Source organism: Massilia sp. 2TAF26, from assembly GCF_052115005.1.
Classification (GTDB): Bacteria; Pseudomonadota; Gammaproteobacteria; order Burkholderiales; family Burkholderiaceae_D; genus Telluria.
This window is the reverse complement of record NZ_JBFRFV010000124.1, coordinates 1-412: the sequence shown is the minus strand read 5'-3', so window position 1 is coordinate 412 and position 412 is coordinate 1. Positions and strand designations below refer to the sequence as shown.

At 61.2% G+C, this 412-nt stretch carries 1 pseudogene; it reads right to left on the bottom strand.

The features are described from left to right. A pseudogene (locus AB4Z32_RS27760) lies at window positions 1-412 on the bottom strand (DNA topoisomerase IV subunit B); the annotation flags it as partial.

Here is a 412-nt window from a genome sequence, read left to right as displayed (position 1 = left end):
TCCCACAGCTGCTCCGCATTCATTTCGCCCAGGCCTTTGAAGCGGGAGATGGTCCACGATCCATCCTTGAGACCATCCTTGCGCAGCTTGTCCTCGATCGCCACCAGTTCGCCGTCATCCAGCGCATACAGCTTCTGGATCGGCTTCTTGCCGCGCGCCGGTGCATCCACGCGATACAGTGGTGGACGCGCCACGCAGATATGGCCCTTCTCGATCAGCGCCGGGAAGTGGCGGAAGAAGAGGGTAAGCAGCAGCACCTGGATGTGGGAACCGTCGACATCCGCATCGGAGAGGATGCAGATTTTGCCGTAGCGGAGGCCGCTCAGGTCCGGCGACTCGCCGTAGTTGTGCGGATCGACACCGATTGCCACGGCGATGTCGTGGATCTCGTTATTGGCGTACAGGCGATCGC